Annotated in this window: 4 protein-coding genes; 3 read left to right on the forward strand and 1 reads right to left on the reverse strand. The window is 42.6% G+C overall.

All coding sequences use genetic code 11. The features are described 5' to 3' along the window. Positions 1-60 precede the first annotated feature (60 nt). Positions 61-1,674: a thiamine pyrophosphate-dependent enzyme gene (locus ACRD69_RS24100; RefSeq protein ID WP_430815163.1), complete on the forward strand. Its 1,614-nt coding sequence runs from the start codon at positions 61-63 to the stop codon at positions 1,672-1,674. A 66-nt stretch (positions 1,675-1,740) separates the two neighbouring features. Further along, positions 1,741-2,334, forward strand: coding sequence for an indolepyruvate oxidoreductase subunit beta (locus ACRD69_RS24105; protein WP_430815162.1), 594 nt, complete (start codon positions 1,741-1,743; stop codon positions 2,332-2,334). Positions 2,335-2,602: 268 nt separating this feature from the next. Here the strand turns inward: ACRD69_RS24105 and ACRD69_RS24110 are convergent, their stop codons facing one another. Then, positions 2,603-3,388, reverse strand: a complete 786-nt coding sequence (locus tag ACRD69_RS24110) for a DUF4382 domain-containing protein (RefSeq protein WP_430815161.1) — start codon at positions 3,386-3,388, stop codon at positions 2,603-2,605. 309 nt (positions 3,389-3,697) lie between these two features. On the opposite strand from ACRD69_RS24110, the gene ACRD69_RS24115 reads away from it, so the two are divergent. After that, the coding region (locus tag ACRD69_RS24115) for a cadherin-like domain-containing protein (RefSeq protein ID WP_430817695.1) at positions 3,698-9,528 on the forward strand (5,831 nt) is incomplete at its 3' end.

Genomic DNA, 9,528 nt, shown 5'->3' on the forward strand with positions numbered 1-9,528 from the left:
GATATTTGTTACTTAGCGAACCGAAGCAAATAAGTAATAATATAAAACCAAATAAGCACAATGCAAAAGTTATTATTGTTAGGAGATGAGGCGATTGCTCAGGGAGCTATTGATGCCGGATTGTCAGGCGTTTATGCATACCCTGGAACGCCATCGACTGAAATTACTGAGTATATTCAGGATTCAAAGATTGCCAAAGAACGTAATATACATAGTAAGTGGTCGAGTAACGAGAAGACTGCAATGGAGTCGGCACTGGGTATGGCATATGCGGGTAAGCGTGCTATGACTTGTATGAAACACGTGGGATTGAATGTGGCTGCTGATGCATTCATTAATGCTGCTATTACAGGTGTTAACGGTGGTTTCGTAGTAGTTGCTGCTGATGATCCATCAATGCACTCAAGTCAGAATGAGCAGGATAGCCGTGTTTATGGTAAGTTCGCTATGATTCCTATTTTGGAGCCTGTTAACCAGCAGGAAGCTTACGATATGACATATGCTGCCTTTGAAATGTCAGAAAAGTTCAATGTGCCGGTAATGATCCGTATCACAACACGTTTAGCTCACTCCCGTGCAGGAGTTGTTCGCAAGCCTTTATTGGCAGAGCGTGAAGTAAGCCTGCCAAAGGACCCGACACAGTTTGTTCTTTTGCCATCTATCGCTCGTCGAAACTATAAGAAATTGATTGAGACACGTCCTGATCTTGAGAAAATCTCAATGGAATCACCATATAATACTTATACCGATGGTTCAGACCGTTCGATGGGTATTATAGCTTGTGGTATTGCGCACAACTATTTAATGGAGAATTTCCAGGGACGTGAGTTAAATAATCCTGTATTAAAGCTTTCCCAGTATCCAATGCCACGTAAGGATATCGAGCGCATGGTTGAAGAGTGTGACTCCATCCTTGTACTGGAAGACGGTTACCCGGTGATCGAAGAGTTGCTAAAGGGATACCAGGAAGCAGGTACACCTGTTAAAGGTCGTTTAGACGGTACTTTACCTCGTGACGGTGAGTTAACTCCAAATATTGTTGCCAATGCATTGGGATTCCCATTTGAAGAAGGTGCTGATGTACCCGAGCTGATGGTTGGTCGTCCGCCGGCAATGTGTAAAGGATGTGGTCACATCGATGCTTATAAAGCTTTGAATATTGCACTTGAATCATATGGACCGGGACGTGTATTCGCCGACATTGGTTGCTATACCTTAGGTGCATTGCCTCCTTACAATGCCGTTAACTCATGTGTTGATATGGGTGCTTCGATCACTATGGCCAAAGGTGCCGCCGATGCTGGTCTTGTGCCTGCTGTAGCTGTGATCGGTGACTCTACTTTTACACACTCTGGAATGACAGGTTTGCTGGATGCGGTTAACGAAGGAACACCTATCACGGTTATTGTGTCTGACAACTATACAACCGGAATGACCGGAGGACAGGATTCTCAGGCACTTGGTCACCTGGAGCAGATCATTGAAGGTATTGGTGTTGATCCTGAGCACATCAGGGTGTTTAAGCCAACGGCTGCCAACCTTGATGAAATGGTTAACATCATCAAAGAGGAGTTCGATTATCAGGGTGTATCGGTTATTATTCCGCGTCGTCAGTGTATTCAGACTTTACGAAATAAGAGCCTGGTATTAAAAGTTAAAGAGTTAGGATTGTAAAATAATAGTGCTTAGTACTCAGTGCACTGTGCACTAAGCATCGGGCACAATCTAAAAGATAATAAAATGAAATCAGATATAGTTTTAGCAGGTGTAGGCGGACAAGGTATTTTGTCTATCGCGGCAACAATTGGTATGGCTGCTGTGGATAAGGATTTACACCTGAAGCAAGCGGAGGTTCACGGTATGAGCCAGCGTGGCGGTGATGTTCAGTCACACCTTAGAGTAAGCAGTAACCCAATTTCTTCGGATTTGATACCAAGGGGTAAAGCAGATATTATTTTATCAGTGGAACCAATGGAGTCATTGCGTTACTTGCCTTATCTGTCTAAAAGCGGATGGTTGGTAACCAATACAACACCTTTTGTTAATATCCCGAATTATCCTGAGATGGAAGAGGTAATGGCAAAGGTTGCCGAACAACCAAATCATATTGCAATTGATGCTGATAAGATCGCTGCCGAGGTAGCTACAAAGCGTTCATCCAATATTGTTATGTTAGGCGCGGCTTCTCCATTTATTGACATCGAATTCAGTGCATTGGAAGAAGGTTTGCGTAAGATTTTCGGACGTAAAGGTGATGCTGTTGTTGAGTCTAATATAAATGCTTTACGCGCGGGACGTGCTGCTACAGAAGAGATTCTGGCAAGCCGGAATTAAGCTCACACAAATATTAACATATATAAACTGATAAGGAGGGTATCCATAAAAACGGATACCCTCTTTTTGGTAAATATCAGTTAATCTAAACTTGAAAATAGGCTAAGCAACCCACTCAAATCGATAGTTTTGACAGTATGTTGACCGGTCACTGGTATGAGCGCGGATTAGCAGGGCGGGCGTAAGGAGACACAGGTGAATGCGGAAGAAATCCCAAAGTGGTTGGTATCATAGTCTTCAGCATCATGCAGAATCCTTAAGTTTTTTACTACTGAGGCTCCATCTGCAGTGTTATTGTACCTAAATCAGTAGTTTGTCCCAACACAACATTAACATCGTTTATTTCCTGTTTTTCGTATTCATCTGCAGGCTCAATCTCCACTTCATAGCTGCCTTCTGCAATGCCCCTTAATAAAAACTCACCGTTTAAGGTATCACTAAATGTACCTATTGTATCATTCGAGGCTGAAATAGCAATAATGTATGATCTAACTGTTACCGGATCTATAACACCTTTAATACTGCCGCTGGTTGCTTCTGTAAATGTTCTGATAACTGGTTTAAGAGAATAGGTTCCGTTTCCCTTTTCAACAATTGATCGCCCCGCATCAAAATCAATCCAGATTTTATAAGTAACACCTTCGACTAATTCTGCATTAATGTTAAACTTTAAGCCCGATTGTTGTCCTGATGGAGTCTTTAAAGGATAGCTTGTACCTTCTTTTACTAATGTATTGTCATCCCCTAATAATAAACGCATCTGTGATATTTGTCCGGCAGGAAGGCCTTCTCCTGCAATAAGGGTATCATTACCATTAGTCAGCTCAAGAAGATCGTAAACTCCATCTTCTGTACTTAAAGTTTGCCAACCTTCTTCATCCTCAGAGGAGGTGTTTATTCTCACTTCTTCAACGTCAATCCAAACATTGTCGTACTCAGCAGGGCTATCGGTTAAGCGCACTTCCATGCTCGACATTTTATCATTATTATCATCATCCTTACACCCCACAAAAATAACTAACAAACACAGCATTAATCCAACTACTAATCGCATAACATAACTATTTAAGATTCAACATTATTATAAGTGACTACCATAAAAATACATGTCTTTATTGCCAATGTCCAGTTTAAAAAACCTTACAGAGAGATTATAATACATCTTTTTTTCATGCGCCGCTTTCATTGCATGATTGCATCTGGCTTTTGACGTTCATTCATCAAGTCTGAAAGGAGGTTCATCAGGTTGAATGTTGTATTAATCATATTCGCTTTAAATAGCCAAACTAACGGGGGAGTTTATGCGTAGAGACACTGTTTGAAAAAAGGAAAACGAGTACAAACAACCTTACACATATTTTTGATGAATAGCGTTTTTAAGTGTTTTGTGTTTATAACACTATTAAGTCTTACCACATATCTTCGTGCACAAGAGATATGTAACAATGGAATTGATGATGATGGCGATGGATTAGTAGATATATTCGACCCCGATTGTACAGATAATGTCGGTAATGAATATTTCTATTTTGGACAGCCGGTACCCACCTGCCGCGAGAAACCACCAGTATTGGATAAATATACTCTTGAGTTGAAATACCGTTCAGAAACAGGATATGGCCTGGATCAGCGATGCGGTGTTTTTGTTGGCGATCTGGATGGCGATGGCGTACCTGAATTAGTTGGTAAGGATGGTGCTAAGAATAGCGGAACCAATAATATCCGTGTGTTTAACGGTATTGATGGTACTCACCTGGTGAGTTATAATTCTACGAATCACCATTACTCACAGGTCGTTATAGCTAACCTTGGAACGGCACAAAGCTATCAGGGATGTATTTTCTTTGTTGACGGAAGTGCTAAAGTCGTGAGATTGGATTATACGAAGACCGACAATGGAGACGGAACCTTTTCACATGCTTTGACACAAGGAGCCATTTCAACGCAGTCTGCTCATAGCAGTGAAGCGAGTCCGCAGATTGCCGACTTCGATATGGATGGATCACCTGAAATTTATGTTGGAAACTATATTTACGATGCGGCCACACTCAGCTATTATGGAGGTGACGCTAGTCATAACCAGGGATGCAACAATGTAAATGATGCATGGGCATTTGCCTATGATGTATTTAAATCAGGCGATGTTATTCCGGGTACAAGCAATACATTTGGTCCAGAAGCAGATGGTCTGGAGCTTATTGCCGGTAACAAGATTTACACAGTTGATTTAACTGCAGCACCTGCTAATGTTTTACAGGAAGCGGTAGTTGTTGATATTGATGGTTTTACTAATCCCTTAACCTCCGACAACGCGGATGGTTTTACAAGTATTGGAGATGTTGATAACAACGGAAAAATCGATGTAATCGTGTCTGCCGCTGAGGGTGATCCGATGGTATATGTATATGATCCATATACTGCCCAGCAGCTAGGTACAAGTTTTGTCGTACGTTCTGGGTCTGTAGGTTCAAAGTCTTCAGCTCGTGCAGGACGTTGTAATGTGGCAGATTTCGATAATGATGGTTTTGTTGAGATCGGCCTGGCAGGTTTGCATACTTATGTGGTTATCGAATATAACCAAAGTCTTAATACCCTTGAAACCAAGTGGAGAAAAGATGGAGATGGCAGTAATGATGGCACGCAGATCTATGACGCGTCCCAAATGACCGGTAGTACACTCTTTGACTTTGAGGGTGATGGAAATGCTGAGGTAGTTTATTCCGATGAGCATAATTTATACATATGGAGAGGTAGTGATGGAACAGAACTGGCTAAAGTAACTTCAGGATCCGGTACCCGTACTGATTATCCACTGGTAGCTGATGCCGATGACGACGGACAGGCTGAGATTATTATTTCTGCTCAATCAAACGCAGGTTCAGGTAATAGTGGTGGTGATGATTATATAGCTGTTTATCGCTCGAAAGATGCTCCCTGGGTGGCGGCGCGTGAAACATGGAACCAGCATGGTTATATTGTAACCAATGTGGGGGCTGACCTGATCATTCCACAAACACAACAGGAGATAGTACTCCCTGTTGAAGGTGTTAACTATAACTTCCTGGAAAAATATAACCAGGCCTTTAACGGGTTCCTGGTTCAAACGACTTTCCTGACCCAGGATGCTGAGCCTACTTTTGCAGTGGGTGACCTGACAACAGAGAATGTAACCATTAATGTCGATGAATGTGTGTCGGTTAAAGAAATTACATTTACCGTAACACTTGAAAATAATGGAGACTGGAAAACTCCCCGCAACACACCAATCGCTGTTTTTGACGGAGACCCCTATGAGGAGCTGGCAACCTACCTTGGAACTTTCTATACCAGTCAGAACGTAGAGGTTGGATCTTCCATCGATGAAACATATACGGTCACCGATCCAAATGCTGATGGTGATCTTGACCTGTATGTACTAGCCAATCATTACGAGGAGAGCCTGGCAGTCGGCGAAACCTTGAGTGCCACACTCGAAAAAAATAACTCACCAACACTTGAATGTAACTATGTTAATAATGTTGGATTCATTGTGAGCATACGTAACTGTGAGATCACCAATGCACCACAGATTGATTTAGACAGAGATAATAGTGAAGGAACAGATGGACGCGATTATACGGTGGCTTTTGCGATCAAAGAAAGTGCCGATGACGTATTGATTCCTGTTGCTATTTCTGATACTGATAATTTAATCGCTGATGAGGACGGAGCGACGATTCAAAGTGCCAGCATTGTTTTGACAAATCGTCCGGATGGGTCTTTTGAATCAATTAGCCACCCCAATGAAGGAGCAACAGTTGGAGGAATAACAATAACTAAAGAGGCAAGCGGTGATATTACCCTGACGGGTTCAGGTACTCTGGCTGAATATGAGAATATTATTAAAGCGATTACCTATCAGAATACCAAGTTGACAGGTATCAACCAGGAAAACAGGATCATTAATGTTACTGTTGAAGATCCAGATGGTAATAGCAGTAATACTGCTGTTGCCACCATCTTACTAAAAGTAAAGCCAAATCTTGATCTGGATTCAGATGACTCATCTGTTACAGGACGCGACTATGTATCTTCTTTTACAGAGAATACTGCAGGCACGGCGCTCGGAGATGTTGATGTGATCATTAATAGCGATGGAAGTATAGACTTGCAGAGTGTCACATTTGAACTGACCAATCCGCTTGATGCATCAAAAGATCTATTGCAGGTCAATGGTAGTTTACCGGCAGGTATTAGTGTGTCAATCGAATACGAGAATGGTATTAATATACTGGAACTGTCAGGAGCAGCTTCTGCTGCCGATTATCAAACTGCCATTCATCAGGTTGAATACCTTAATACATCTGATAATCCAACTTCAACAGATAGGATAATTGAGGTGAAGGTGAACGATGGTTTCCTTGAAAGTCTCGTTGCACAGACAAGCATTTCAATTGTACCCGTAAACGATGCACCTGTAATTGAAGGACCAGCGACGGCTGTTGAATATCAGATAGCAGACCCTGCAGTCAGCATGATGTCTAATGCTGATATTAGTGATGCAGATGATTTAAATATGGTATCGGCAAAAATTGAGATCACAAGCAATTTTGAGTCAGGTGCTGATGTGTTATCAGAAACTTATACAGGGGCATTGGTTATTGATGACGCAACGCCCGGTGAATTGAATATTTCGGGTGATGCATCAATTAGTGAGTATGAAACGCTTTTAAACTCACTTACTTTTGTCACTACAGGTAGTGTCGGTGTCAGAGAGATAAGTATCACTGTTAACGACGGCGATGATAATAGTTTAGTATATAACAGAACCATCGTTGTTGGAACAGCGGCAAATGATGCTCCCGTTGCAGCAGATGATAATTACATTGTTGATGAAGGAGTGGAATTAAACATTAGTGCTGCCCTTGGTCTGATGCGTAATGACGAGGACTTTGATATCGGTGTTATTCCTGGTGAAGAAATTACTGTAACAGCGGTTGACGCTGCTACACATGGAACATTGGTTTGGTCAGCAGACGGATCTTTTGTCTACACACAAAGTGGCGATGGTTCATTGGGTGCTGGAGAATCACTGGTTGAAACACTTAACTATACCATTACAGATGATGGTGGTCTAACGGACTCAGGAGTCTTAACCATTACTATCAATGGTGTTAACAATGATCCTGTCGCCAATGATGATGATCATAATGTTGATGAGAATGCTTCCATCACTGTCAATGCGGCAAGTGGACTAATTGCCAATGATACAGATGTTAATACGCCAAATGATGTATTACTGGTACAAACAGTAGAGGGCACATCAACAGGTAATAATGTTGGGACATACGGAACATTGGTATGGAGTGCTTTGGGAGATTTTACCTATACACCAGATAATTCAAACCCATTAGTAAGCCAGTTGGTTGCGGGAGAAAGTGTTGTTGAAACATTTTCATATACCATGCACGATGGTAACGGGGGAACTGCATCTGCTACTTTATCCCTCACAATAGATGGAGAGAATGATGCACCAATTATTAGTGCTACTGATCTTAGCTTAGAAGAAGGTGTTACGGACGTTCAGATTGTTACTGCAACGGATGAGGATGCGAATGAAACTAAAGAATTCTCTGTATCAGGTATTGATGCTGATGATTTTGATATTGATCCTTCAACAGGTGAGTTGACCTTTAAAAATACCACTGATTATGAAAACCCGACTGATGATGATAGTAATAATATTTATAACATCACGGTAACGGTTAAGGATAAATCGGGTCTGACGGATTCAAAAGATATTGCTATTTCTGTAACTAACATAATAGACGCGCTGACAGTCCAATTTACCGCAGCGTCTTATACAGATGCTGAGAATACAGGCGGTGATATCCCTGTAGTGACGGCAGGAGGAGAGGTGCTGCCGGTCGATGTTACTGTTAATGCGACAATTACCGGTGGTACTGCAAGTCTGACTGATGACTATACATTTACAACACTTGTAACTATTCCGGCCGGTGATTACACAACACCTAAGAATATTGCACTAAGTCTGGCAATTGTTGATGAAACTTTAGCAGAAAATGATGAGACAATCACTTTTGAATTGTCAGGGCAGTCTGCAGGTGTTAGTCTTGGCGCTCAAACAACAACGACCTATACGATCCAGAATGATGACACCCCTTCTGTAACATTAAGTTTGGCAGATTCGCCAATCATTGAGAACGGAGGTGTTGCAACGATCACAGCCACAACTGATATTCTCAGTGTCCATGATATAGTTGTTAACCTGATCAATACAGGTACAGCCACTATCATCAGTGACTATACAATGGCTGGCTCAATAACTATCCCGGCAGGTCAGACACAGGCGTCTGTTCCTTTGACAGCTGTTCAGGATGCACTGGATGAAAACAATGAAACGGTTATTACTGATATATCAACAGTTACCAATGGTGCTGAGAATGGAACACAGCAGGTAGCAACGACCATCATAGACGATGATAACGCTCCAAACGCAACATTATCAGTTAATAACGCGAGTATAGCTGAGAACGGAGGTGTAGCCACTGTTACAGCGGAGATCGATGCGCCGTCGGCCTTGCCGGTGACCGTCACCCTGGCATACTCGGGTACAGCGAGCTTGGGCGGTACCGATGCCACAACGGCAGCAGGCAGCAATGCCAATTCTGCCACTGAGATCGTGATACCTGCCGGTTCAATAAGCGGTACGGTGACCATCACAGCTGTTCAGGATGCGCTCGATGAAGATGATGAAACTGTCATAGTTGATATTGCCTCGGTGGACAATGCCATAGAAGCAAGTGCCCAGCAGGTAACAACGACCATCACTGACGATGATAACGCTCCAAACGTAACATTATCAGTTAATAACGCGAGTATAGCTGAGAACGGCGGTGTAGCCACTGTTACAGCGGAGATCGATGCACCGTCGGCCTTGCCGGTGACCGTCACCCTGGTTTATTCAGGTACAGCGAGCTTGGGCGGTACCGATGCCACAACAGCAGCAGGCAGCAATGCCAATTCTGCCACTGAGATCGTGATACCTGCCGGTTCAACAAGCGGTACGGTGACCATCACAGCTGTTCAGGATGCATTGGATGAAGATGATGAAACTGTCATAGTTGATATTGCCTCGGTGGACAATGCCATAGAAGCAAGTGCCCAGCAGGTAACAACGACCATCATAGATGA

This window comes from Carboxylicivirga agarovorans, assembly GCF_050589845.1.
Taxonomy (GTDB): Bacteria; Bacteroidota; Bacteroidia; order Bacteroidales; family Marinilabiliaceae; genus Carboxylicivirga; species Carboxylicivirga agarovorans.

Coding starts and splice junctions, on each gene's coding strand:
- ACRD69_RS24100 (WP_430815163.1), top strand. CDS start 61: ATGCAAAAGTTATTATTGTTAGGAGATGAGGCGATTGCTCAGGGAGCT.
- ACRD69_RS24105 (WP_430815162.1), top strand. CDS start 1,741: ATGAAATCAGATATAGTTTTAGCAGGTGTAGGCGGACAAGGTATTTTG.
- ACRD69_RS24110 (WP_430815161.1), bottom strand. CDS start 3,388: ATGCGATTAGTAGTTGGATTAATGCTGTGTTTGTTAGTTATTTTTGTG.